Raw genomic sequence first — 24,730 nt, 5'->3', positions numbered from 1 at the left:
CGTCGCCCGAACGCTATCACAGGAGACAAGATCATGAATGGTGGACAGGTGATGGTCGTGATGATCGTCCTGATCGTGATGATTACCGGCATCTTCAAATCGCGGCACAAGAGCACGCGACATGCAGAAGGCGCTTCGCTGATGAACGATCCCGAAGCGGCGCGACTGCGCGACGAAGTGCAGCAGATGAAGGAGCGCATTCAGGTGCTGGAGCGCGTAATCACCGACAACCACAAGAGCGTCGATCTCGACCGAGAGATCGAGCGGCTCCGCGACCGCTAAGAGGAGGCGGACATGATCGAACCCAACGTCTATATCATCCTGGCGCTGGCGAGCCTCGCGGGGCTGGCGATGATCGTCGCCGGCGGGCTGGCGGGATGGCGCGGCTGGCTCTCGCTGCGGCGGATGGAGCTGGGCCAGATGCACGACGGCGGCATGCCGGTCGCGGTATCGACCGGATCGCGGATCGAGATCGCCGACCTGAAGGAGCGCATCAAGAAGCTCGAGGCGATCGCCGCCGGGGTGGATCTCTAGAACGCTCCGCCCCTGCGGTATCCCCCCGACCGTCACCCGTCACCCGTCACCCGTCACCCCAACGAAAGCTGGGGTCTCCCCATGATGATGAGAGCCCAGCTTTCGCTGGGGTGACGGAAATAGGCTTAGGGGGGGGTACGATTAGGCTTCGGGTAACGTAGGTGGCTCAGGTCCACGAGTATGACCTGACGGACTGTTGCGAGCGGACCTTCACCGGAGTAACCGCCGCTTCCATGGCCACCCTCACCGACATCCGCGAGGAATATGACTTCCTCGAACCCGACGACCGTTACCGCCTGCTGATCGATCTCGGCAAAGAGCTCGAACCGATGCCGGATGCGCTCAAGACCGATGCGACGCTGGTGCGGGGGTGTTCGGCCTCAGTGTGGGTGTATCCGACCACCACCGACGATGGCCGGCTGCATTTCCTGGCGGACTCGAACGCCGCGATCACCAAGGGGATCATCGCGCTGGTTTTGCTGACGGTGCAGGATCAGGCGCCCGGCGAGATAGTCGCGACCGATATCAAGGCGGAACTGGCGCCGTTCGATCTGAGCAAGCAGTTGAGTTCGAACCGGACGCAGGGAATCCCGAACATGATCGCATTGATCCGGGAAACAGCCGAGCGCTACGCGAAATAAGATTTCGATCCTCCCCCGCCAGGGGGAGGTGGTGCCGAAGGCGACGGAGGGGGAGGACACGGAGCAGCGGTTGCCCTCTCCTCCCCCTCCGTCAGGCTTCGCCAGCCACCTCCCCCTGGCGGGGGAGGATCGTTCAGGCAGGCCCAGACCCGGTCAGGCTAGCGACGATCTCATCGGCCTCGGTCCCAGCCGGCACCAGCATCCATCGTCCGGTATGCGCGCCGTCCACCACCACCACCGCGTTCTTCGGGCACACCCCGAGGCATTTCACCTCGACGACCCCGCGATCGGCCTTGCGGCCTTTCTTCACGCCAAGCGCCTGACGCAACAGCTTGACCAGCGGCGTACGCCCCTTCTCGCCGAACCCGCCACCAAGCTTCTTCGAACATTTCCCGCAGACCAGCACGCTTCCCTGCCAGCGGCTGGCAAGAACGCGGATCACGCCGGCTTCCACGTCCGCTGATCCTCGGCCACCTTCAGCACCTCATATGCCGCCTGCACCCCCTGGAACCGGGTAGCGGCGTCCTTGTCGCCGGGCCGCACATCCGGGTGGTTGGCCTTCGCCATCCGCCGCCACGCCGCGCGGACATCCTCGAACGTCGCGTCGGGTTCCAGGTCCAGCACCTCCAGCGCGCGCATCTCGTCGCGCGATCGGCTGCCGTCGCCAGACCCGGCCCAGGCGTAATGCTTCGGATCGGTGTAGCCGTCCGCGGTGCGCGTTTCGGCAGCCTCGCGCTCGGCGGCCTCTTCCGCGCTCAATCCTTCGAAGTAATTCCAGCCGCGATTATATTCGCCGGCGTGGTGCATGCAGAAATACCAGCGGTCCGGACTGTTCGGCGATTTCGGCGCCGGACAATTGCCCGGCTCGTTGCAACCATGCCGGTCGCACAGCCGAACGGTCACCGCCTCGGAACTCGCGCCATACTCGCGCCAGCGCGGAAATCCCCAATCGGACGAACGTGTCGTGCTTCTCGCCATAGCGGCCCGAGATAGGCGTCCCCGCCGACAACGCAACCGCACACCGACTATTAGCCGGCCGACACCAAAATCGTGCCGTTTGATGTCAATCGCCCGCGCCGTGACATTCCACCTTGAGTCAGTCACCGTTCATCGCTTACTGAACATGAACTATTTGTCATGTGGCATGGATAGACGCGTCCGCGTCGGACGTATCCCCAGCCGACACCTTAGCGACAGGAGCATCGGTGCCGACTCTTATTCCAAAGCTCACCACATGGCGCGCGGATCTTCCCGCCTCCATCGTCGTCGCGCTCGTCGCGCTACCCCTTTGTCTCGGCGTCGCGCTTGCGTCGGGTGCACCTCTGTTCGCGGGCATCATCTCCGGGATCGTCGGCGGCATCGCCGTCGGCTTGTTCTCCAAGTCGCCCTTGTCGGTCAGCGGTCCCGCCGCCGGCCTGACGGTGATCGTGTTGACCGCGATCGAAAGTATGCCGAGCTACCAGATGTTCCTGATGGCCGTGGTACTCGCCGGGGTGCTCCAGATCTGCTTCTCGCTGACCCGCGCCGGCATCCTCAGCGAGTTCGTCCCCTCGTCGGTGATCACCGGCATGCTGGCCGCGATCGGCCTGATCCTGATCCTCAAGCAGATCCCGCACGCGGTCGGTTTCGACCGTGAAGCCGTGGGCATCTTCGAATTCAGCACCGCGAACGGCGTCAATACCTTCTCGCGGATCGTCGAGAGCCTCTCGGCCAGCGTGACGCCCGGGGCCATCCTGATCGCCGGGTTCAGCCTCGCCTTCCTGTTCTGGTGGGATGGCGCCAAGCCCAAGGACGGCCCGCTGCGCTTCGTCCCCGGTCCGCTGGTCGTTGTGCTGATCGGCATCTTCGGCAACATGCTGCTCGGCGCGGTGAAGCCCGACTGGCAGCTCCAGGCGACGCATCTCGTCCAGGTACCGATCACGCAGACGCTGTCGCAATTTCCGTCGCTGTTCACCTTTCCCGATTTCTCCGGGATCACGATGGGCATCGTCTGGAGCAGCGCCGTCACGCTCGCGATCGTCGCCAGCCTCGAATCGCTGTTGAGCGTCAAGGCGGTCGACGAGATCGATCCGCGTCGTCGCTCGACCGACAAGAACTGGGAGCTGATGGCGCAGGGTGGCGGCAACATCCTGTCTGGCCTGATCGGCGGTCTCCCCGTCACGTCGGTGATCGTCCGGTCGTCCGCCAACGTCGATGCGAAGGCGGAGAGCAAGCTGTCGACGATCCTGCACGGCTTCTGGCTGCTGGTCAGCGTCGCGCTGATCCCCGCGGTGCTGAACCTGATCCCGCTATCAGCACTCGCCGCGGTGCTGATCGCAACCGGCTACAAGCTGACCAAGCCCAAGCTCTACACCGAGCGCTTCAAGCAGGGCTGGACGCAGTTCATCCCGTTCGTCGTCACCGTCGTGGCGATCCTGTTCACCGACCTTCTCGAAGGCATCGTGATCGGTCTCGCCGTCGGCTTCGTGTTCGTCGTCGCGCGCAACTTCCGCACCGCGATCACCTTCGCCTGCGACGATGAGGACTGCCTCGTCCGTGCCCGCCGCAACCTGTATTTCATCCATAAATACGAGTTGCAGAAGTCGCTCGATCGCGTGCCGGACAATGCGAACCTGCTGATCGACCTGTCGTCGACCAGCTATGTCGATCTCGACAACGTCGACATCATCAACGCGTTCATCAAGGGCGCCCAGTACCGCGGCATCACCGTGCTGATCCGCGGCGATCTCGCATTGCGCACGGTCAAGCTGATCAACGCCCCCCAGACCGAGGTCCGTTTCGCATGAGGCAGTATAAGCAGCTCCTGCTCGCCAATAAGGCGTGGTCCGCCGAGATCATCGAGGAAAGCGCCGACTTCTTCCAGCGCCAGCTGGTCGGGCAGAACCCGGAGTTCCTGTGGATCGGCTGCTCGGACAGCCGAGTCAGTCCGGAACAGATGACGATGACGCCGCCGGGCAACATGTTCATCCACCGCAACATCGCCAATCTGGTCAACGACGACGACATGAACCTGATGTCGGTGCTGCAATATGCGGTCGACGTACTGGGCGTGCGCCACATCATCATCTGCGGCCATTATGCGTGCGGCGGGATCCGCGCGACGCTCGATGGCGGGACGAGCGGCGCAGTGGAGGACTGGCTCTCGACCGCGCGCTGCGTGCTGCACGATCACGCCGACGAGATCGATGCGCAGCCCGACCGCGAGCAGAAGGTCAACCGGCTGGTCGAGGTCAATGTCCGCGACCAGCTGATCCGGCTCGCGCGCACCGCGACGATCCAGGGCGCGTTCGCCCGCGGGCAGGAAGTGCTTCTGCACGGCTGGGTCTACGACATCCGCGACGGCCTGATAAAACCGATGATGGAAATCGATTCGAAGACCGTGCTCGAAGAGATCGGCAGGCCGGACAAGGTGCTGGTGTAAATGCGTCCTCCCTCCTTCCAGCGATACCGCTGGAAGGAGGGAACAGTTCAGCCGGATGTAGACCGTCGAGCAGATTCGGGAAGCAAGAACTTGATCCGGGTCGTCGTGGCACCACATCCAAGCCCACCGTCAGGCCGGTAGGTCTTGGCGTATTTCGCCTTGGTGAAAAACTTGGTGCCCGCCTCCGAGAAGATAAACGGTGGATAGCTCAGCAGCGCGCGCTGGTTGATGACGTTGCCATCCGCGCCGATGTCGAATTGAACCTGCGTCCAACCCTCGAAACCCCAGCGCTGCGCTTCCATCGGGAACGCCTCCGATCCCGGCATCGCGACCATCTTGGGTGGCGCGTCCATGATGGCGCACTGGTTTGCCGTCAGGCCGCTGGAGGCGAACGTCGCGCGGGCCGCCTCGATCTGGCCGTTGCGCTCTTCGATCGAGGCGATCCGGATCAGCGCGCCGACGCGCAGCGGATCGTTCGGCTTCAACGCTTTATCGTCAGCCACCTGTCGAAGCGTCACGATCGCCGTGTCGTTCTTCTCAGACTTTCTGGTCCGAGCCACCGCGCCATCGACCATCATCAGCCTGATCGCCGCCCGTGCCTGGGGATCGTTGGCGTAAACGGGCTGCGATACCATCGGCGTCAGAGTCCGTTCATATGCACCCGGCTTCCAGATATCGGTCACCGCATCGACGCGTCCCGGGAGATCGAAGGTCAGTTGCGCGCTGGGGGGCGCATCATTGGCCTTAGCGATCGCCAGACCGCGGGCATAAAGTGCAGCCCGTTCCTCGCGCGCGACGGTGGGGTTGCTCGTCAGGCGGTACAGAGCAGCGAGTGTACGCAAACCGTTAGGCGACTGCGCCGTCGCCGATGCCAGTTCGGCACGCTGGCCCGCGAGCGCAGCCGCCTGTGGACCGGTTGGTTCGGGCGCCACCGCGACGCCCTTGCTGGAAAGCCATTGCTCCAGCACCCCGTCCAAGCTGTCACCGATCGAGGGCCGCTCGAACGCGGTCGAACAGCGCATTTCGACGCGCACGTGATAGCGATAAAAGGCCGGGATCGCCTGGACCTGATCGGCAGGCCATGACCATCCCTTGACCGCACGGGCAAACTCGAGCGCGACCTGGCCGCCACCCGCGGCATAGATCGGCAGCGCCTGATCGATCGTGCCATCGGATGCGATGTTGAACTCGACCACCGCGACGTCCTGCGGTTTCAGACCGGCGTCCCCGCCACAGTCCGGCGATCGCATCTCGGCGGCCGGATCGAACGAGCCCTTCACCAGGCGGCCCGCGCCGGTATAGGCCATGTACCGCCGCGCTTCGTCGGCGTTGCCGCTCAGCAGGAATGCGATTGCTGCATCCGAGCGCGCCGACGCGTCCGTGACGTCGATCTTGGCCGATTCCAGACCACCGAGAAGCCTGATCGCCCGCAAGGCATTGGCACGCGCACCGGCGATATCGCCCGTATTGAGCATCAGGATAGTCCGCGCGCGGACGAACCGCGCGGCAACGGCCTTGTCGAGCTTCGTCGTACCGATCAGCGCATCGCTGCGCGCCAACGTCGCTGCGGCAGCAGCCGGATCGATGAAGGTCTGCGGCGTGACCAGCGCCAGCATCGCGCCCAGCTTGTCGGCGGTGCTGATCGCGCTCGCTTCCGCCTGTTGCAGCGCTGTTACCGCGCCAGCATAATCGAGCGTATCCGTTGCGACCTGACCCAGGATCAGAAAGGCGCGCGTCCGGTCCTCTGCAAGGCTGACGTCGTCCGCCGGCAGCAAGGCAAGCCCTGCCCGAGCGGCCTTCACCGATTCGTCGGCACGGTTCAGGGCGAAAAGTGTCGGTGCCTTGCGGACCAGCACGATACCACGGCTACGCGACCCCGGCTTGGTCCGCGCCTCGAGCTTTTCCCAGGCGGCAAGCGAGGCTGCGCGATCGGGCTTTGCATCCAACGCCGCAGCGGCATCGAAATCCTGCTGGACCGTCGTCGTCACGGGGGTTTGGGCGCCGCCCGGTGTCGACCCCGTCGCCATTGCCAGCACGCCCGCGCTGACCAGCGCCATTCCCTTGAAACGCATCACTTCCCCCGACGTAATCTCGCCGCAGTCTGCAATGGTTCGGGGAAGGATGCCAGAGGGTCTGTAAGCCGGGTTCTGTCCATTTCCGATCCTTCGATACGGAAGTTAGGCGACCATTCCTCTAGGACGACGGTTGCCCGCCGCCTCAAGCAATCAACCCGGGTGACGAGCTGAAACGAAGCCCATGTGCCACCCCTATTCGATCTTGCTCCCGGTGGGGTTTGCCGTGCCGCCCCTGTTACCAAGCGCGCGGTGCGCTCTTACCGCACCCTTTCACTCTGACCGCCCCAGCTTGCGCCGAGGGTTGGCCGTCTGCTCTCTGTGGCACTTTCCCTGAGGTCACCCTCGCCGGGCGTTACCCGGCACCGTCGTTTCGCGGAGCCCGGACTTTCCTCGCGTGTCGTAAAGACACCCGCGGCCGCCCGACCCTCTGGCGAGGCGGTCTCTACGCGTCGCCCATCGGTTTGGGAAGCAACAACGCGAGCAGAATGCAGCGGCATTCGGCATCGACCTCACCATCGACCAGTTCGGGGCGGAAGCGACGTTGAAACGCCATCGTCGCCGCCATCCGGTTCTCGACGTCATACCCGAAACGTTCGAGCGCGAGGCAAAATCCGCCCTCGGTCCAGCCGGGGTCCATCAAATTCTTGGTCGGCCGCGGCAACGCCAACCGTCGCCGCGCCAGTTCGTGCCACGGGAACAACTCGCCGGGATCACGCTTGCGCGTCGGCGCGATGTCCGAATGACCAACGATATTACCACGCGTGATCTCGTGCCGGTCCTTGATCTCGGCGACCAGGCCCACGACCGACGCGATCTGCTCCGATGGGAAGGGGCGATAGCCGAACTCATGGCCTGGATTGACGATCTCGATGCCGACGCTCGCCGAGTTGACGTCCTCGACCCCGCGCCAGTGCGACCTGCCCGCGTGCCACGCGCGCTTGTCCTCGGCGACCATGCGCAGGACCGTGCCGTCCTCCTCGACCAGGTAATGCGACGACACCTTTGCCTCGGGATCGCGCAACCGGGCGATCGCCGACGCGCCGTCCTTCATGCCGGTATAATGCAACACGACCATCGTGATGGGCAGCGTGCGGTCGTCGAAATTCGGTGACGGTGTCTCGATGAACTTCAAGCCAGCTTCCCTTCAAGCCGTTCGGCTACTCTGATACCGGCCGCCTGTATCGGCCCGCGCCGAGCGCGGCATGACGATCGCCTTACCTAGCGTCACCACGCCACCGCCGGCCAGCATCAATAGCGTTAACGGACTGTCGACGTAATAGGCTCCGGCGAACAGCCGCATGATCGACGCGCCGCGCTGTGATTGACGGTCAGCGTGCCGACCGGCTGCGACCATCCTCGCCCGGCATCTGATAGAAGCCGCGAAATCCCCTGCTGGGTTCGAACGCGCTGGTCTGGCCGATGACCGTCTCACCGGCACCGAGTACGAGCTTGCCGCCAGGGTTCAGCGCATTGGCGAGCTTAGGAAACACACCGGTCTTGGTTTCGGTCGACAGATACAACAGCACGTTGCGGCACAGGATGATGTCGAACCGTCCCGGCGGGGGCTGATCGGATACCAGGTTCATGCGTCGGAACGTGATCAGCTTGACCAGCTCGGGTTTGGCCACCCAGTCGCTGCCGGTCGTATCGAACCAGCGGATCATCCGGCGGACGGGAAGACCGCGCTGGATTTCGAATTGTGAGAAGCGTCCCCCGCGCGCACGGGCGAGCGCGGCTTCGGACACATCGGTAGCGACGATTTCAGGCATCGGCGCACCGCTTGTTTCATGCCGCTCGGCAAAAACCATCGCCAGCGACAGCGGCTCCTGCCCGGTCGAACACCCGGCGCACCATATCCGCACCCGCCGGCTCGCCGATTGCACCGCGGCAACAGCCTCCACGAGCAGGTCGAAGACTTGGGCGTCGCGAAAGAACGAGGTTTCCTGATTGACGAGCGCATCGACGATCCGGTCACCGATCGATCTGTCGCTGCCTTCCAGCAACTGCGTTACCAGCTGGTCGAGCGTGTCGAGATTGCGGTCGCGAAGCAGCGGCTTGAGCGCGGTATCGAGGCGCCAAGCGCGATAGGCGGCAATCTGCTGGCCGGTACGCGCTTCAAGGAGCGCAGTGAGCACGGCGATCGCGGTCTGCGATGCGACGACCGGCAAAGGCTTTACGAGCGTCATGGCCGGCGCCGCGTCGCAATCAGGCGACCGATCGCCTCGGGCGACAGCACGGCATCGGCAACGCCGGCCGCCGCGACGGCGCCAGGCATCCCCCAGACGACCGAGCTTTGCTGATCCTGCGCGACCACGCAACCGCCGCGTTCGTGAACGCGACGCGCGCCCTCCGCTCCGTCGCGCCCCATTCCGCTCAGGACGACCGCGATCATCCTCGCGCCATAAACCTCGGCAATCGACGCGAGCATCGGATCGACCGATGGCATGCACCCACTGCTGGCAAGATCATGAGTCAGGCGAAATGCTGCGCCGCCGTCGCCGAGCGCGACGCATTTCAGATGCGCATCGCCCGGCGCGACGATGATGCGACCGGGACGCACGCGTAGCCGATCTGTCGCGACCTCGCACGGACGTCTGGCGATCAACGCGATCTGCGCGGCAAAATAGGGCATGAACGATGCCGGCAGGTGCTGCGTGATAATGATCGGCAACCGGAAGCCGGTTGGAATTTCCCGGAAGACCTGGCTGAGCGCATGAATGCCGCCCGTGGAGGCGCCGATCGCGACGATGTCGTAGTCGTCGCTCGCCACCGCCGCCACGCGGGACGTCTGCGACGGCGGCAGCAACGCCCGGTGCGGCGAGATCTCGGGTACGCAAGGCTGCGCGGACGAACGGACCATCGTCGGCGGCGGCATCCGGGTGGGCGGCTCGCTCAACCGCTCGAGCTTGGCGATCAGCGCGGGCCCGAACAGGCCGGACAGAGCGCCCGGCGACGGCTTGATCAACGTTTCGGCAGCGCCGAGCGCGAGCGCCTGGACGGAGGCGGCGGCCCCGTCTTCGGCGGAGGACGACACGATCAACACCTTGGCACCCTGCCCCGCCTCAATCAGGTCCGGAAGCGCGGTCAATCCGTCGATACCCGGCATTTCGATATCGAGCAGGATGAACTCGACCGTAGCGCGCCGTAAAAACTCCAGCGCCGCCGCGGCCGTGCCGACCGCGCCCACGACCAGGAAACGGTCGCTGGCATCGATCAGCCGGCCGATCACCGCACGCGCGACCACCGAATCGTCGACAATCAGGATCCGCCCGACCCCATTCATAGGATCGCCGTCGCGATCGTGTCGCGGGATTGGGGGAGACCGGCTGGCCATCGTCCGGGCTGGATCAGGCCATGCCGACGATCTGGAGCTTCGATTCCAGCGTGTCGCGGTCGAACGGCTTCATGACGTATTCGTCGGCCCCGGCCTCGATCGCCGCGCGGATATAGGCCATGCCGTTCTCGGTCGTGCAGAACACCACCTTGGGCCGGCGCGGCACGTCGGCCTCGCGCAGCGCGCGCAGGAAATCCATGCCGCTCATAACCGGCATGTTCCAGTCTAGCAGGATCACGTCGGGAATCGACGCCATGCACGATGCCAGCGCCTCACGACCGTCACAGGCTTCGGTGACGGTGAAATCGAGCGTCTCCAGGATGTGGCGCGCGACCTTGCGGATCACCTTTGAATCATCGACGACGAGACAGGTCTTCATGGAAAGCCTTCCGGGGGAAATCGTGAGGCCGGTCTACGCAGGAAAGCGTAAGCGCCGGGTTAAGCAACGGAAAATTTCAGGCGGCGGGTATAGTCGCGGGTATTACCGCGGCGAGATCGAGGATCAGCAGCGGTTCGCCATCGCGCTCGACGATGCCGGTCCCGGCCGTCGCCCAGCCCCGATGCAGCGCCAGTCCCGACGACAGCGGCAACCGCGCGAACGGCGCGACGTCCTCGACCGAATCGACCAGGATCGCATAATGATGTCCCTCGACCACGGTGATGACCGCGCGACGGACAGCGTCGGGCGTCGGCTCCAGCCCGAGCGCGGTGCCGGTGTCGATCACCGTGACCACGCGACTGCGCAGCGCCGCGAGACCGCGCACGAACGCGTCGGCGCGCGGCACCGCGATCACCTCGCCGATATCGACCACCGAATCGACCTGCGCGGCGGCGATCGCGACGCCGCGCCCGGCGATATGCGCCACCAGGAACAGCTCGCTCACATCGCCCTCCGCGCCGCCAGCGCAGCGATCAACGCCGGCCGGTCGTAGCGATAGATGCTCACGTCATCCTCACCCTCGGCGGTGCGCGTCCGGCGCAGCGTCACCACTGGCGCCAGCGTCTCGCGGATCGGCGTATCCTCCATCGCCAGCGCCACCGCTGCGGTCTCGCCCGCCGCCAGCGCGGTGACGCAGCGATAGCCCGAGGCTTCGAGCGCAGGCTTCAGGAACGTCTCCATCCAGCCCGACCCGTCGACCTGCAACAGGCACACCGGCAGCGACGCGAGCGTGACCGGCTGACCCGCGAACAGGGCATGCGGATCGACCAGTTCGATCTGCTCGCCGGCGATCGAGACCACCCCGGCGATCGGCCCGGTGCCGCGCGCGGGTGCCATCTCGGCGGGCAGCGCGACGATCTCGATCGCCTCGGCAATCGCATAGGCCATCTCGCTTTCGCCGTCGGTCAGGCGCAGCACCGCGACCTCGGTGCGCGCACCGAAAGCGGCAACCGCGTGGAGCGGAATGATCGCATCGCCGATCGACAGCCGCATCGCCCCGCCCGACCAGCGGATCGCGTCCACCGGCACCGGCTCGACACGGTCGATCACCGCCAGCGCAATCGCACGGCGGCAACCGTCGAGATCGTCGAACAGCAGAGCGGGCACGCCCGGCACGGCCTCCTCGACTTCGGTCGACGCGGCGACCACCGGCGTAAAGCGCAACCCGGCGACCGCGGCGATCCCGGACGCGTCGAGCAGCAGCATCGGCAGGCCGTTGTCGGGCAAGGTCTTGCCCGCATACACGCCGGTCGCCATCACCGCAGGCGAGGCGGGCTTCACCACCAGTTCCTCGGTATCGAGCACGGTATCGACGCCGAGCGCGTAATCGCCCTCGCGCGTCGACACGATCACCAGCGTCGGCGGCGCGTCGTCATTCAGCTTGAACAGCTGGCCGAGCGATACCAGCGGCATCCGCCGGCCGCGCACCGTGACGGCGGCCGCGTCGCCGATCGTGTCGATCCGCACGGCATCGCCGCGGACCATCACGATCTCCTCGATCGCCTGACGTGGAAGCGCGAACCGCTGCGTGCCGACGCCGACGATGATCGTCGACAGGATCGACAGCGTCAGCGGCACGTGAATGACGATCCGCAGCCCGCGCCCCGGATCGTTGGTCAGCACGATCCGGCCGCCGATCTGCTCGATATTGGCGCGCACCACATCCATGCCGACGCCGCGCCCCGAGATCGCGGTCACCGCATCGCGGCTCGACAAGCCGGCGGCGAAGATCAGGTCGAGCTTGGCCGCCTCGCTCATCGCCGCGAGCTCGGGGACGCTGTGGAGCCCCTTTTCCGCGGCCTTTGCGACGATTCGCGCGACGTCGATGCCCTTGCCGTCGTCGGCGACCTCGATCAGGATCTGATTGCCCGACTGCCGGGCGGAGACGACCAGCCGGCCGTTCTTGGGCTTGCCGAGCGCGCGGCGCTCCGCTGGTCCTTCGATACCGTGGTCGATCGAATTGCGGATGATGTGGACGAGCGGATCGCGCATCAGTTCGATCATCTCGCGGTCGAGCTCGACATCGGCGCCCTCGATCGCGAGATCGACACTCTTCCCGAGCTCGGCACTGGTATCGCGCACCATCCGCGGCAGCGCCGAGAACAGCGCGTCGACCTTCTGCATGCGTGTCCGCGTGACGGTGTCGCGCATGTCGGCGACGGTCAGCGACAGGCGTTCGAGCGCCGCCTCGACCTTCGGGTCGACGTCGCAGTCGCGCAGCCGCCGGGCGAGTTCGTTACGCGCGAGCACCATCTCGGACATGCCGCTCATCATGTGATCGAGCAGGTCGACGTTGAGGCGGACGCTGCGGCTGGCGGCGCGACTGTGCGGGGTGGTCGGTGCCTGTGCGCGGGGCTGCGCGTCGGGCGCGAGCGCGGCGATCAGCAGATCCTCACCCGAATCGTCGAGCGGCGAGCCGCTGTCGATCGCCTCGACGATCTCGCCGATCCGGTCGACGATGCCGAGCACCGCGTTGACGAGCGCGGTATCCGGGGGGCGCTTGCCGTCGCGGACCGCCGCGAGCACGTCCTCTGCTGCGTGGCTCAATCGCGCGAGCCGCGGCAGGTCGAGAAAGCCGCAGCTTCCCTTGACGGTATGAACAAAGCGAAAGATCGCATCGAGGCGCCCGCTATCCGCCGGTGCGGCTTCCCACGCGACGATCTCGCCGGAGATCGCCTCCAGCGTTTCGCGCGTCTCGGCAATGAATTCCTGTAACAGATCGTCCATGCGGGCCCCGCGTTCGAGGCCTGTCATGCAGGGCGGAGGTTAAGACCGCGTTAGCCCGTCTTCTCAATCCTCCCCCGCCAGGGGGAGGTGGCACCGCAGGTGACGGAGGGGGAGGATACGGAACAGAAGTGGTCGCTTGCCTCCCCCTCCGTCTGGCAAGAGCCAGCCACCTCCCCCTGGCGGGGGAGGATCGAACTTGCGCCTTACCGCGCGTTGAACACCGCGCCGAAGATCATGATCCCCTCGGCCGGCTCGGACACGATCACCGTGCCGCCCGCCTCCGCCATGACCGTGTTGATCAGATACGCAGCGGCGGCGCGCGGCGTGACATTATGCGCGCCCTCGCCTTCGACCAGCGTGCGGCGGATTTCGGGGTCCAGCACGATCCGCGCGCCCTCGATCTTCACGACGATTTCCAGCTGCCCGTCATTCTCCTCGCCGCCGACCTCCATGGTCCCGCCGCGGACCAGCGATTCGGTCGCGACCAGCACGAGGTTGAGCAGCACTTTCACCGCGGACTTGGGCATCGCCGAGGCCTCGACCGCCCAGACGAAAGTGATCCGCTTGTTCTCGGCGACCAGCCCCTCGATCGCATTGCGCGCTTCATGCGTGTCGACCAGTTCGCCGAACCCGCCGGCCGCCCCGAAAGCCAGTCGGAAGAATTTGAGCTTGCTGGCGGACGCACGCGCGCTGTCGGCGAGCAACTGCATGACCCGCTCGCGCATCGCCGGATCGGTTTCGTCGGCGAGCAGCTCCAGCCCGTTGTTAAGCGCCCCCACCGGCGACAGCAGGTCGTGGCACAGGCGCGAACACAGCAGACTCGCGAAATCGACCGGGCTGACCGTCATGAAAATCCCCTAATTCTGGAGCGTCTTGTGGCGGGGGTGCGGACGGCGCGCAAGGGTTGCGGTCGCCGACTCTCACAACGGGCTTAACGTGCCTCCCTCCGTCTTCCTGACGAAAGTCAGGACCCAGTGCGAAGAACGTTGCCCCAGCTAACCTTGGGTCCTGACTTTTGTCAGGATGACGGGTGGTGAGGTCTACGTATCGTCGATCATCTCTTCGACGAACGCGCCCATCTCGACCGATCGCCACGCACGCGCCTCACCCCCGCCAAGGATCACCCAGATCGCCCCATCCCCCATAGCCTGCGCCGCATCACGCGCAGACGGAACCGGCAAACCCGACGGATGCGAATGATAATGCCCGACCAAGCTGGCCCCTCCCCCCCGCGCCCGTCGATGCGCCGCAAACAATGCCTTCGGATCGATCTCGAACGTCCGCGCCGGATCGGCCGCGACATTCGCGCACGCCTCCGCCGCCTCGATCCGCCTCGCCGTCCCGAACAGCAGCCCACAAATCTCCGCGTCGGGCGACGCGGTCGCCGCGGCAACAAGTTGTGTCAGCACTTCGCTTGAAATCGTCACGCTCATCGCCACATCGCTACGACATGGACCGGGGGGTTTCCATCGTCGAAGCATCGATCACGCCGGCCACCGATGGCTGGAGGCTCGACCGTGCGCTCGCCGAAGTGCTGCCGGACATGTCGCGCGAGCGGCTTAAGGCACTTATCGCGGCGGGCCAGGTCACGCTCAATGGTCGCGAATGGCGCGATTCGGCGAAGAAGGCGGCGACCGGCCAGGTGTTCGCGGTCGCGATCCCGCCACCAACGCCGCTCCACAACGAAGCGCAGGATATCCCGCTCGTCGTCGCCTATGAGGACGACGATCTGATCGTGATCGACAAGCCCGCGGGCCTCGTCGTCCACCCCGCCGCGGGCAATTTCGACGGGACGCTGGTCAACGCGCTGCTCCACCATTGTGCCGGTAATCTCTCCGGAATCGGCGGCGTCGCGCGGCCGGGGATCGTTCACCGCATCGACAAGGACACGTCGGGGCTGATGATCGCCGCCAAGACCGACCGCGCGCACGAAGGCTTGGCGAAGCAGTTCCACGACCACAGCATCGACCGGCGCTACAAGGCGATCGTCGGCGGCATCCCGCGCCCGCCGAGCGGGACGGTCGACGCACCGCTCGCGCGGAGTCCGCAGAACCGCAAGAAGATCGCGATCGTGCAGGGCGGCAAGCGCGCGGTGACGCATTTCTCGACGATCGAGACGCTGCGCGATGCCGCACTGATCGAGTGCAGGCTTGAGACCGGGCGCACGCATCAGGTTCGCGTGCACATGGCGTCGATCGGCCACGCCTTGTTGGGCGACCCGGTCTATGGTAGAACAAAACAAGTTCAGAAGTCGCTGCTCGAAACGCTCGGTTTCCGCCGGCAGGCCTTGCACGCGGCGCATCTGGGGTTCATCCATCCGGTGAAAACCATCGCTTTGGCGTTCGAAAGCGAAATGCCCGCAGACATGCAGGAACTGTTCACTCAGCTTCACGTATAGATAATCGACACTATGCCGCATCGCGGCAACCGGGGGCCGCGGTGCGGCGATCGGGGTCAGCAGAAAGGGATTACGACAATGGCAGCCCGCTCCAACGTTCCAGCGACGATTCCTGCGCTCGGCAGCGAGGCGGGTCTCAATCGCTATCTCGCCGAGATCAAGAAATTCCCGCTGCTGAAACCCGAGCAGGAATATATGCTCGCCAAGCGCTTCCAGGAGCATGGCGACACCGAAGCCGCGGCGCAGCTGGTGACGTCGCATCTCCGCCTCGTGGCGAAGATCGCGATGGGGTATCGCGGCTATGGCCTGCCGACGTCGGAGCTGATTTCCGAGGGCAATATCGGCCTGATGCAGGGCGTGAAGAAGTTCGAGCCCGAGCGCGGCTTCCGTCTCGCCACCTATGCGATGTGGTGGATCCGCGCGTCGATCCAGGAATATATCCTGCGCTCGTGGAGCCTCGTGAAGATGGGCACCACCGCCGCGCAGAAGAAGCTGTTCTTCAACCTCCGTCGGATGAAGAGCCGCCTCGATGCGTTCGAGGACGGCGATCTGCGTCCCGAGCACGTGACCAAGATCGCCACCGATCTGGGGGTTGCCGAGACCGACGTGGTCAGCATGAACCGTCGCATGGCGATGGGCGGCGATACGTCGCTCAACGTGCCGATGCGCGAGGACGGCGAGGGCCAGTGGCAGGATTGGCTGCAGGACGACGCGCCGTTGCAGGACAAGATCGTCGCCGATGCGCAGGAGGCGGACGTCCGCCACTCGATGCTCGTGTCGGCGATGGACGATCTGAACGAGCGCGAGCAGCATATCCTGACCGAGCGCCGTCTGACCGACGATCCGAAGACGCTCGAGGAACTGTCGCAGGTCTACGGCGTGTCGCGCGAGCGGGTGCGGCAGATCGAGGTGCGTGCATTCGAGAAACTGCAGAAGGCGATGATGCGGATCGCCGGCGAAAAGCGCCTGCTGGCAGCGTAAGTCGATGCGCACCGTCGTCATCGGCGGCGGTGCGGCCGGTATTGCTGCGGCGAGGACGCTGCATGACGGTGGTCATGACGTCCTTCTCGTCGAGGCCAGCGACAGTCTCGGCGGTCGGGCGCACAGCTTGTCCCTGACCTACATGTTCCCTCGCGAAGGCGGGGGCCCAGACTGGACCCCCGCCTTCGCGGGGGAACATGTCGACGCCGGTTGCGGCTGGCTTCACTCCGCCGAACGCAACCCCTGGACTTCGATAGCTGATGCTACCGGCTTCACCGTTGACCGCTCCGACGCAAACTGGCGTACGCAGTGGCGGGATCTCGGCTTTCCGCCCGAAGACCAGGTATCCTCCGCCGACGCATACTCAGCCTGGAACGAGCGCGCCCTCGCCGCCATCGAAGGCCCCGACCGCCCCCTCTCCGACTTCATCGCTCCGAATGACCTATGGCGTCCGAAGATCGACGCGATCTCGGGCTACGCCAACGGCGCCAACCTCAGCCAGGTCTCGCTCCACGATTGGGCCGCGTACGAAGAGGCCTCCACTGACGACAACTGGACAGTGAAGGAAGGCTACGGCACGCTCGTCGCCAGCCACGCCGCCGGCCTCAACATCCGCCTCTCGACACCGGTAACCCGCATCGATCATAGCGGCCGCGTCCTCAAGCTCGACACCCCGGCCGGCACGATCGAGGCGGACCACGTCATCGTCTGCGTCCCCACGACCGTTCTCGCGAAGTCGCAGATCGTGTTCGACCCGCCCCTGCCCGACAAGCATGCCGCCGCTGCCGACCTCCCGCTCGGGCTCGCGGACAAGGTGTTCCTCCATGTCGACCGGCCCGAATGGCCAACCAACGCGCATCTGGTCGGCAATCCGTACACCGCGTGCACCGCCAGCCACCGCCTGTCGCCCTTTGGCTGGCCGATCGTCGAAAGCTTCATCGGCGGCGACTGCGCGGAAATGCTGGAGGACGGCGATGCCGCGCAGTTCGCGATCGACGAACTCGTCGGCCTGCTCGGCAGCGACTGGCGCAAGCGCTTCACGCCGCTGACCGCGACCCGCTGGCGTCACGAACCTTATATCGGCGGCAGCTACAGCCACGCGCGCGTTGGTCGGGCCGGGCAACGCACCGTCCTCGCCGCCTCGGTTGACGGCCGCATCCACTTCGCCGGCGAGGCGTGCCACCCGTTCGATTTCTCGACTGCGCACGGCGCCTATGCAACCGGCGTCACAGCGGCCCGCGCAGTCATTGGCGAGCCCGCGCCGATCGCATAAGGAACGCCGATGGGCTTCCTCCGCATCTTCGCCAAGACCGTCTTCCTGTTCGTGCTGGTCACGGTCGCCTGGGTCGGGCTGTACCGCTTCGTGCCGGTGCCGTTCACCTGGACGATGATGGGCGACGTGATCGCGGGACGCGGCGTCACCAAGGACTGGATGCCGCTATCGGAGATGGACCCGGACATGGCGCGCGCCGCGATTGGCGGCGAAGATTCGCACTTCTGCTCGCATAACGGTTTTGATTTCAAAGCCATGGCCGGCGCCGTGGCGCGCAATGCCCGCGGTGGGCGTATCCGCGGGGGCTCGACGATCAGCCAGCAAACCGCGAAGAACGCGTTCCTGTTCCAGGGCGGCGGCTATCTGCGGAAAGCGTTCGAGGCGTATTTCACGGTGCTGATCGAGGCGTTGTGGCCAAAGCGCCGGATCATGGAAGTATATCTCAACATCGCCGAGACCGGGATCGGGACCTATGGCGCGAATGCCGGGGCGATCCGGTATTTCCACCACGACGCCTCGAAGCTGTCGCCGACCGAGGCGGGGCGGATCGCGGCGGTGTTGCCCCTGCCGAAGAAGCGTGCGGCGATCGACCCGCGTGGCTTTGTGCGGAAACACGGGAACACGCTATCGCGGCGCGTTTCGGTGGTGCGGAACGACGGGCTGGATGGGTGTCTGCGCACATCCTGAACTGGAGACACCCGACCAAAAACCGTCACCCTAGCGGACGCTGGGGTCTCCTCGTGGCGAAGGGTGCGCGTCGCGGAGGAAGATCCCAGCGTTCGCCGGGATGACGGGGGGGAACGGCCCTTGGTCCCGCGCGAAAGCGAGAGCCCAGGCTGGGTCCTCGCCTTCGCGGGAAAACACGCTTCTCGCGATTACTGCGTCGATTTTTCGACCGCATCGCCGGCCTTTTCGGCGGCACCGCCGACGCTCTTCGCGGCCGACGTGATCGCGGCGTCCTTGCTGTTCTGCGCGCCCGACCGGCTGAAAAGATAAAATCCACCGATCAATACTGCGATCAGCAGGACGATCGCGATCAACATGCCGCCACCGCCGCCGCGGCGTTCGATGATCGTGGTGTGGGTGGTCGGCGTTTCGACGATGCGCTCTTCGGCCATGATACTCTCCCTGATTACTGAAGAGCGCAACGCCGACCGAAGAGCGATTGTTCCCGCGCCGAAACGACCACCGCGCCCAGTCAGCCGGTGCCGCGGGCAAAGCCCGCGTCGGTCGTGGCAGAGGTCACGCCGGCCGGTCTTGTGCGTCTCGCCGCCAGAGCGGCGTGCGCACTACGACTCAGAAAGGCAACTTGAAGCCCGGTGGCAGTTGCAGGCCGCTGGTCATCTTGGACATTTCGCTGCCCGAAACCGCGTCCGCCTTGGCGCGCGCGTCGTTGAACGCCGCCGTCAGCAGGTCCTCGAGCATCTGCTTCTCGTTCACCTGCATCAGCGAATCGTCGATCGCGATGCTGATGATGCGGCCCTTGGCGGACGCCTTCACCTTGACGAGGCCGCCGCCGGACGCGCCCTCGACCTCGATCGTGTCGAGACTGGCTTGTGCCTTTTCGAGCTCGCTCTGGACGTTCTGCGCCATGGCGAGGATTTCATCGATATTCTTCATGCGTTGCTCCTTTGACCGGGCCACGATTCGAGCTGGGCGTCCGGAAACGCTGCCACCGCGGCCTTCATGATGGGGGATTCGAGAATAGCTTGGCGCACCGCGGCGTCACCGGCGTCCTGCGCCTCGCGCAGCGTTGGTGCGCCGGGTGCGTCGACGATCGACACTTTCCACGCCGTCCGCGTCACGCTCTTCAACAGCGCGTTGAGTTCGGCGAGCGTGTCGGCCGACACCGGGCGGCTGCCGCTTAGGGTGAATTCGGGCGGCGCATAGCTGACCACGCGTGCACCGTGGCGGAGCCGTGCCGCGATCGCGAGGCCGCCCGATTCGTCGAGCAGATCGACCAGCGCCTCGAACGTCGGCGGCAGGATCGGTCCGGTCGCCACCGGTTCGGGCGCCTTCGCAGCGGATGCTGCGTTCCAGGGCGGCGCTTCGCCGGACGGAGGCGCAGGTGGCGGCATTGGCGGTGACGACGGTGTCGCTGAGGGCGCCGCGCCACTGGCAATCTGACGCGCGAGGTCGCCGGGATCGGGCAGTGTCGAGGCGTAGATCGCGCGCAACAGCGCCATCTCCGCAGCCTCGATCGGCAGTGCGGCCTTGGCGACCTCGTCATGGCCCTTGAGGAACAGCTGCCACAGGCGGTGCAGCGCGGGATAGCCGAGCGATGCCGCCCATTCCTCGCGCGCCGCGCGTTCCTCCATCGGCTGCGCGGCGTCGGGCGGCGTGCCGACCTTGGTCAGCGTGATGCCGTGGACGGTTTCTAGCAGCGAGCGGAGCACCGACAGCGGATCGACGCCGTAATCATATTGGCGGCGCATCGACGCGAGCGCCCCTGCCCCGTCGCCGGCGAGGATCAGCGTGAGCAGATCGCGTACTGCGCCCCGGTCTGACAGCCCGAGCATCTGGCGCACCGCATCCGCGGTCACGCCACCGCCTTCGAGCCCGGCATGCGCGATCGCCTGGTCGAGGATCGACAAGCCGTCGCGTGCGGAGCCTTCCGCAGCGCGCGCGATCAGCATCAGCGCCTCGGGATCGGCGATGACGCCCTCTTGCTCGGAAACCCAGGCGAAATGCTTCGAGAGCTGCTCGGCGGAAATCCGGCGGAGGTCGAAGCGCTGGCAGCGCGACAGGACCGTCACCGGCACCTTGTTCACTTCGGTCGTCGCGAACAGGAATTTCACATGCGGCGGCGGCTCCTCGAGCGTCTTCAACAGCGCGTTGAACGCGTTCTTCGACAGCATGTGGACTTCGTCGATGATGTAGATCTTGAAGCGCGCAGTCACCGCCGAATAACGCGACGCGTCGATGATCTCGCGGACGTCGTCGACGCCGGTATGGCTGGCGGCGTCCATCTCGATCACGTCGATGTGGCGGCCCTCGGCGATCGCACGGCACGGCTCGCAGACGCCGCAAGGGTCGATCGTCGGGCCACCCTCGCCGTCGGGGCCGATGCAGTTGAGCGCCTTGGCGATGAGGCGCGCGGTCGACGTCTTCCCCACGCCGCGGACGCCGGTCATCAGAAATGCGTGCGCGAGCCGGTCGCGCTTGATCGCGTTGCCAAGCGTCTGGACCATCGCGTCCTGGCCGATCAGCTCGGAAAAGGTCTGCGGACGGTATTTGCGCGCTAGCACGCGGTAGGCGACGTCCCCTGTTTGGGCCGGCGTCTTGGCCGGCTGCGGGGGTTCGCCCAGGTCGAATGAATCTGACATTGCGGTCGATATAGGCGGTTTGGGGGGCGGTGTCGAAGGGCTAGCGAACCCTTTCTGTTCCCACGCGGACGCGGGGGTCCAGGGTTCGGGGTACTATCGGCATTTTTTAGATGGGAAGCGCGTTGCGGCTAAGCCGCATCGTCAGACGGTGCTTTGCACCGCTGGCCGCGCTTACGTTTGCTTGCAAACGTTCGCGGTGGGAGCCGGGACGACCCGTGGCTTAGTCGTTGTGGCTGCTTCCTTCCGGATCTGACCAAGTTGGCGACGACCACGTCCGCCCGACTCCCGCGGCGCCTATGGCGGGGTCGGGCGGGATGATCAAGCCTTAGCTTGTCGCATCAGGATCAGCGGCGAACGCGGACCGTGCGGCAGACGCGCTGGCGATGATGGTTGCGATAGACGTTGCGGCACACTTGGCGCGTGCGGACGACGGGGCGACGATAGCCGGGGCGGTTGCCGTTGTGGCGCACGACGGTGCGCTCATGGACGACGGTGCGCTGCGCCGAGGCTTCGGCAGCGATGCCGACCGGCGCGAGCCCGGTGAGTGCGACGAGACCGGCGGCAGCGAGGGTGAACAATTTCATGATAATCTCCTACTGGGTCTGAACTCTGTTGAGTCCTGCAACCTATGTTACCCAACTAAAGAACATCGTTACGGTTCCGTATCGACGTCGGAATTTAGCGTCGGAAACAGCGACGAACCGGGCCGTAATAGCCACGCTGAATCCGGCAAACGACGCGCGATCGGCCATAGCCGCGCGGTCCACGATAGCCGTAGCCACCACGATAACCGCCGCTATATCCGCGATAGGCGTGGCGAGGCCCGTTCCAGCGCCGGTCGCCGTGCCAGCCACGATGGCCGCCACGTGGCCCATGCCAGCCGGGGCCGCCGCGCGGGCCATCCCAGCCGTGACGCTGCGCATCGGCCGGGGTCGGCGATATCAGGGTTCCGGCGGCAAGGGCGCCAGCGGCGAACATTGCGATGATCTTCATGTTCGGTACTCCTCTCATGCCCCGTACATTGGGGCGATGAAGGGATAATCCGCCTCTCGCCGTGGACGTTCCCTGAACCGGCCGTTGTCTTCCTGTAAGTTTCGCTGACCTACCCCGGAATCCGTACGGTCAATCCGTCCAGCGCGTCGGTCAGGCGGATCTGGCAGGCGAGCCGGCTGGTCCGCGTCGCGTTGTGCGCGAGGTCGAGCATATCCTCCTCGTCTTCGGTCGGGGGCGGAAGCCGGGCGAAGTCGGCGGCATCGACGATCACGTGACAGGTGGCACAGGACAGCTGGCCTTCGCATGTACCCTCGAGCGGCTGGTTGTCGGCCTGTGCGGTGTCGAGCAGGCGGTCGCCGGGGTTGGCGGCGACGCTGCGGACGGTGCCGTCACGGGCGATGAAGCGAACGATCATGGCCATTGTGCCTCGGCTGAGGCGACAATCGTGTCGATCGCGTCGCGGAGGTCTGTTCCGGTAGTGTAGCGGCCGAAGCCGAGGCGGATGCTGGCGCGCGCCTGGGTCTCGGTCAGGCCGATCGCGCGGAGGACGTGGCTGGAGCGGCCCGATCCGCTGGCGCAGGCCGACCCGGCGGAGAAGGCGATGTCGCGGAGGTCGGACATCAGGCGACTCACGTCGAGGCCTTCGCGGCGGATGCTGAGGTTGCCGTGATAGCGCTGGTCGGTGGCGCCATTGACCGCCCAGCCGGGGCCGAGGCGGTCGACCGCTAGCGACCAGAGCCGATCGATATGCGCGGCGTCCTGATCCTTGCGGTCGGCCATGAGTTGCGCCGCGACGCCGAAGCCTGCGCATAGTGAGGGTGATAGTGTGCCGGAGCGTCCCGGCGCTTCCTGTCCGCCGCCGTGCATCAGCGGCGCGAGGTCGATGCCGTCGCGGATCCAAAGCGCGCCGATACCCTTGGGTCCGTGGATCTTGTGCGCGGAGATGGCGACGAGGTCGACGGTGTCGGGGATAGGGATGCGGCCGTAACCCTGAACCGCGTCGCAAAGCATGAGTGCGCCGGCTTGGTGCGCGATCTCGGCGAGCGCGGTAACCGGCTGGACGACGCCGATCTCGTTATTGACGAGCATCGCGGCGAAGAGCCCGGTGCCGGGGCGGATCGCAGCGCGGGCTACGGCGAGATCGACCATACCGTCGGGCCCGACCGGGAGAATCGTGACCTGACGCCCCCCGGCCGCCTCCGCTGCGACCGTGCCGAGGACGGCGGCGTGTTCGGTTGCGAGCGTGACGATCGGGCCGGTCGTGCCCTTGATCGCCCAGTTGAGCGCCTCGGTCGCACCGCTGGTGAACGCGACGCGGCCGCCGGAGGGCAGCGACGCGGCGACCTGATCGCGTGCGACTTCAACGGCGGCTTTCGCACGGCGGCCTTCGCGATGGGGAGAGTGCGGGTTGGCGTGCTGCGATTCGAGCCAGGGGAGCATTGCGGCAAGCGCTTCGGGTGCGAGCGGGGTCGTCGCCTGATAGTCGAGGTACGTCATGCGGCGCGCCTGACGTCGGTGACGATGCGCGTCCAGGCTTCGGCGAACTTCGCGACATCGTCGGGCGTGGTGGTCCAGCCGAAGCTGACGCGGACGACCTCGGCCGCGGCTTCGGGCGTGTAGCCCATTGCCGCGAGGACGTGGCTCGGGCGCATGCTGCCCGACGAACACGCGCTGCCCGCGGAGACGGCGAACCTGGCCATGTCGAGGCGGATCAACTGCGCGGCGGAGCTTACGCCGGGCATGCGGTAGGAGGCTATCGTGGGGATGCGCAGGGCGTGGTGCGCGACTATCTCGCCGCCGCCTGCGAGGATCGCGGCGTCGAGGGTGGCGCGGAGATCGGCCATGTCGGCGAACCAGTCTCGCGGAGCCTCCAGCGCCGCGGCGAAACCGAGTGCGCCGGGGAGGTTCTCGGTGCCGCCGCGATAGCCGCGTTCCTGTCCGCCGGTCGGGTCGAGCAGGCCGAGGTCGCGGACCAGCAGCGCGCCTATGCCGGGGGGGCCGCCGAGCTTGTGCGCGGAGACGATGAGAAGGTCAGCGTCGGGGAGCGGGAGCTTGCCGGCGGTCTGCGCGCAGTCGGCGATGCGGAAGCCGGTGGCGGAGCCTTGCAGAACGCCGGTTTCGCTGTTGGCGGACTGGAGCGCGATCGACCCTGAGCCCTCCCGGTTCATCACGATGCCGCCCGCATCGACGTCGACCATGACCGGCTGTTCCGCGGCTCTGAGAATAGCGTCATGCTCCACCGCCGCTACGCCGATGCCCGGCCGCCCCCGCAACGCGAGCGCCGCGGACTCGCTGGCGCCGCTCGTCAGGATCACGTGGTGCGGCCAGTCCAGCGCCTTGGCGATACGCGTCCGCGCATCCTCCAGCGCAGCCCGCGCCCCGCGGCCCTCGGCATGCGGCGAGGACGGGTTCGCCCAGCGCGCCATGCCTTCCGTCACCGCCGCCATCGCCTCGGGGCGCATCGGCGTGGTGGCGGCGTGATCGAGGTAGATGCGGGACAGGACCGGTTCCAATTGCGAAAAGGGGCTCGAACGCTATATAGCGCGCATAATCAGGCACTCCACCCGAGTGCGTATCCCAGCTCGCGA

29 protein-coding genes and 2 other RNA genes are annotated in these 24,730 nt (G+C 66.0%); 9 read left to right on the top strand and 22 right to left on the bottom strand.

Annotated elements, in window-relative coordinates; all coding sequences use genetic code 11:
* The first annotated feature begins 33 nt into the window (after positions 1-33).
* The 3 genes from U1737_RS01050 to U1737_RS01040 all read left to right on the top strand — a co-directional run bounded on the left by U1737_RS01050 (position 34) and on the right by U1737_RS01040 (position 1,175).
* Complete coding sequence (locus tag U1737_RS01050) at positions 34-282, top strand: hypothetical protein (protein WP_248521056.1); 249 nt, start codon at positions 34-36, stop codon at positions 280-282.
* 12 nt (positions 283-294) lie between these two features.
* On the top strand, positions 295-534 hold the full coding sequence (locus U1737_RS01045) for a hypothetical protein (protein ID WP_187502368.1): 240 nt from the start codon (positions 295-297) through the stop codon (positions 532-534).
* A gap of 233 nt (positions 535-767) precedes the next feature.
* Positions 768-1,175, top strand: a complete 408-nt coding sequence (locus tag U1737_RS01040) for a SufE family protein (RefSeq protein WP_248521058.1) — start codon at positions 768-770, stop codon at positions 1,173-1,175.
* A gap of 133 nt (positions 1,176-1,308) precedes the next feature.
* Here the strand turns inward: U1737_RS01040 and U1737_RS01035 are convergent, their stop codons facing one another.
* Both U1737_RS01035 and U1737_RS01030 read right to left on the bottom strand, forming a co-directional pair.
* Positions 1,309-1,617, bottom strand: coding sequence for a thioredoxin domain-containing protein (locus U1737_RS01035; RefSeq protein ID WP_248521060.1), 309 nt, complete (start codon positions 1,615-1,617; stop codon positions 1,309-1,311).
* The gene (locus U1737_RS01030; protein WP_248521062.1) at positions 1,614-2,153 is read right to left on the bottom strand and encodes a J domain-containing protein; all 540 of its coding nucleotides are present in this window, start codon (positions 2,151-2,153) and stop codon (positions 1,614-1,616) included. Before U1737_RS01030 ends, U1737_RS01035 begins: the two co-directional genes overlap by 4 nt.
* 227 nt (positions 2,154-2,380) lie before the next feature.
* Here U1737_RS01030 and U1737_RS01025 point away from each other — a divergent pair, with 227 nt between their 5' ends.
* Together U1737_RS01025 and U1737_RS01020 are read left to right on the top strand one after the other, a co-directional pair.
* A complete protein-coding gene (locus U1737_RS01025) occupies positions 2,381-3,961 on the top strand; it encodes a SulP family inorganic anion transporter (protein ID WP_248521064.1) in 1,581 nt (526 codons plus the stop codon).
* Entirely contained in the window at positions 3,958-4,596 is a 639-nt protein-coding gene (locus tag U1737_RS01020; protein WP_332795265.1) for a carbonic anhydrase, read from the top strand. The genes U1737_RS01025 and U1737_RS01020 overlap by 4 nt, the downstream gene beginning before the upstream one ends.
* Before the next feature lie 47 nt (positions 4,597-4,643).
* Here U1737_RS01020 and U1737_RS01015 read toward each other — a convergent pair whose 3' ends face one another.
* The 11 genes from U1737_RS01015 to U1737_RS00965 all read right to left on the bottom strand — a co-directional run bounded on the left by U1737_RS01015 (position 4,644) and on the right by U1737_RS00965 (position 14,604).
* Positions 4,644-6,668 carry a hypothetical protein gene (locus tag U1737_RS01015; RefSeq protein WP_332795264.1) on the bottom strand — a complete coding sequence of 675 codons (2,025 nt, stop codon included), beginning with the start codon at positions 6,666-6,668 and terminating at the stop codon, positions 4,644-4,646.
* Positions 6,669-6,716: 48 nt separating this feature from the next.
* An RNA gene (gene rnpB, locus U1737_RS01010) (RNase P RNA component class A) lies at positions 6,717-7,102 on the bottom strand.
* Positions 7,103-7,113: 11 nt separating this feature from the next.
* Positions 7,114-7,746, bottom strand: a complete 633-nt coding sequence (locus tag U1737_RS01005) for an N-acetylmuramoyl-L-alanine amidase (protein WP_443027072.1) — start codon at positions 7,744-7,746, stop codon at positions 7,114-7,116.
* 69 nt (positions 7,747-7,815) lie between these two features.
* Positions 7,816-7,971: a hypothetical protein gene (locus U1737_RS01000; RefSeq protein ID WP_332795262.1), complete on the bottom strand. Its 156-nt coding sequence runs from the start codon at positions 7,969-7,971 to the stop codon at positions 7,816-7,818.
* A 28-nt stretch (positions 7,972-7,999) separates the two neighbouring features.
* The gene (locus U1737_RS00995; RefSeq protein ID WP_248521074.1) at positions 8,000-8,857 is read right to left on the bottom strand and encodes a CheR family methyltransferase; all 858 of its coding nucleotides are present in this window, start codon (positions 8,855-8,857) and stop codon (positions 8,000-8,002) included.
* Positions 8,854-9,954: a chemotaxis protein CheB gene (locus U1737_RS00990; protein WP_332795261.1), complete on the bottom strand. Its 1,101-nt coding sequence runs from the start codon at positions 9,952-9,954 to the stop codon at positions 8,854-8,856. Before U1737_RS00990 ends, U1737_RS00995 begins: the two co-directional genes overlap by 4 nt.
* 64 nt (positions 9,955-10,018) lie before the next feature.
* A complete protein-coding gene (locus U1737_RS00985) occupies positions 10,019-10,384 on the bottom strand; it encodes a response regulator (protein WP_055878033.1) in 366 nt (121 codons plus the stop codon).
* Between the two features lie 76 nt (positions 10,385-10,460).
* Positions 10,461-10,889, bottom strand: coding sequence for a chemotaxis protein CheW (locus tag U1737_RS00980; RefSeq protein WP_332795260.1), 429 nt, complete (start codon positions 10,887-10,889; stop codon positions 10,461-10,463).
* On the bottom strand, positions 10,886-13,171 hold the full coding sequence (locus tag U1737_RS00975; RefSeq protein WP_332795259.1) for a chemotaxis protein CheA: 2,286 nt from the start codon (positions 13,169-13,171) through the stop codon (positions 10,886-10,888). Before U1737_RS00975 ends, U1737_RS00980 begins: the two co-directional genes overlap by 4 nt.
* Positions 13,172-13,374: 203 nt before the next feature.
* Positions 13,375-14,019, bottom strand: coding sequence for a histidine phosphotransferase family protein (locus U1737_RS00970; protein WP_332795258.1), 645 nt, complete (start codon positions 14,017-14,019; stop codon positions 13,375-13,377).
* Between the two features lie 192 nt (positions 14,020-14,211).
* Positions 14,212-14,604 (bottom strand): M67 family metallopeptidase, encoded by a 393-nt coding sequence (locus tag U1737_RS00965; protein WP_248521084.1) that lies wholly within the window; start codon positions 14,602-14,604, stop codon positions 14,212-14,214.
* Between the two features lie 17 nt (positions 14,605-14,621).
* Between U1737_RS00965 and U1737_RS00960 the strand changes: the two genes are divergently transcribed.
* The 4 genes from U1737_RS00960 (at position 14,622) to mtgA (ending at position 18,510) form a co-directional block, all read left to right on the top strand.
* On the top strand, positions 14,622-15,569 hold the full coding sequence (locus U1737_RS00960) for an RluA family pseudouridine synthase (protein WP_248521086.1): 948 nt from the start codon (positions 14,622-14,624) through the stop codon (positions 15,567-15,569).
* Positions 15,570-15,647: 78 nt separating this feature from the next.
* The gene (gene rpoH / locus U1737_RS00955; RefSeq protein ID WP_056048373.1) at positions 15,648-16,550 is read left to right on the top strand and encodes an RNA polymerase sigma factor RpoH; all 903 of its coding nucleotides are present in this window, start codon (positions 15,648-15,650) and stop codon (positions 16,548-16,550) included.
* Positions 16,551-16,554: 4 nt separating this feature from the next.
* A complete protein-coding gene (locus U1737_RS00950) occupies positions 16,555-17,823 on the top strand; it encodes a flavin monoamine oxidase family protein (protein ID WP_332795257.1) in 1,269 nt (422 codons plus the stop codon).
* A 9-nt stretch (positions 17,824-17,832) separates the two neighbouring features.
* Positions 17,833-18,510 (top strand): monofunctional biosynthetic peptidoglycan transglycosylase, encoded by a 678-nt coding sequence (gene mtgA, locus U1737_RS00945; protein ID WP_248521090.1) that lies wholly within the window; start codon positions 17,833-17,835, stop codon positions 18,508-18,510.
* Positions 18,511-18,698: 188 nt separating this feature from the next.
* On the opposite strand, the gene U1737_RS00940 is transcribed toward mtgA, so the two are convergent.
* From U1737_RS00940 to U1737_RS00900, 9 genes are all read right to left on the bottom strand, one after another.
* Positions 18,699-18,941 carry a hypothetical protein gene (locus U1737_RS00940; RefSeq protein WP_248521092.1) on the bottom strand — a complete coding sequence of 81 codons (243 nt, stop codon included), beginning with the start codon at positions 18,939-18,941 and terminating at the stop codon, positions 18,699-18,701.
* Between the two features lie 178 nt (positions 18,942-19,119).
* The gene (locus U1737_RS00935; RefSeq protein ID WP_248521093.1) at positions 19,120-19,443 is read right to left on the bottom strand and encodes a YbaB/EbfC family nucleoid-associated protein; all 324 of its coding nucleotides are present in this window, start codon (positions 19,441-19,443) and stop codon (positions 19,120-19,122) included.
* Positions 19,440-21,149, bottom strand: a complete 1,710-nt coding sequence (locus U1737_RS00930) for a DNA polymerase III subunit gamma/tau (protein WP_248521095.1) — start codon at positions 21,147-21,149, stop codon at positions 19,440-19,442. Before U1737_RS00930 ends, U1737_RS00935 begins: the two co-directional genes overlap by 4 nt.
* Before the next feature lie 194 nt (positions 21,150-21,343).
* An RNA gene (gene ffs, locus U1737_RS00925) (signal recognition particle sRNA small type) lies at positions 21,344-21,437 on the bottom strand.
* Positions 21,438-21,493: 56 nt separating this feature from the next.
* Positions 21,494-21,733 carry a hypothetical protein gene (locus tag U1737_RS00920; RefSeq protein WP_248521096.1) on the bottom strand — a complete coding sequence of 80 codons (240 nt, stop codon included), beginning with the start codon at positions 21,731-21,733 and terminating at the stop codon, positions 21,494-21,496.
* A gap of 94 nt (positions 21,734-21,827) precedes the next feature.
* Entirely contained in the window at positions 21,828-22,142 is a 315-nt protein-coding gene (locus U1737_RS00915; RefSeq protein WP_248521097.1) for a hypothetical protein, read from the bottom strand.
* Between the two features lie 109 nt (positions 22,143-22,251).
* Complete coding sequence (locus U1737_RS00910) at positions 22,252-22,557, bottom strand: 2Fe-2S iron-sulfur cluster-binding protein (RefSeq protein ID WP_248521098.1); 306 nt, start codon at positions 22,555-22,557, stop codon at positions 22,252-22,254.
* A complete protein-coding gene (locus U1737_RS00905; RefSeq protein ID WP_332795256.1) occupies positions 22,554-23,639 on the bottom strand; it encodes a cysteine desulfurase family protein in 1,086 nt (361 codons plus the stop codon). The genes U1737_RS00910 and U1737_RS00905 overlap by 4 nt, the downstream gene beginning before the upstream one ends.
* Positions 23,636-24,655: a cysteine desulfurase family protein gene (locus U1737_RS00900; RefSeq protein WP_332795255.1), complete on the bottom strand. Its 1,020-nt coding sequence runs from the start codon at positions 24,653-24,655 to the stop codon at positions 23,636-23,638. Before U1737_RS00900 ends, U1737_RS00905 begins: the two co-directional genes overlap by 4 nt.
* Positions 24,656-24,730 lie beyond the last annotated feature (75 nt).

The sequence above is a fragment of the Sphingomonas fucosidasi genome, from assembly GCF_036663855.1.
GTDB lineage: Bacteria > Pseudomonadota > Alphaproteobacteria > Sphingomonadales > Sphingomonadaceae > Sphingomonas > Sphingomonas faeni_B.
Note: the sequence above shows the minus strand (reverse complement) of the source record. Positions and strands in the feature narration are given on the sequence as shown.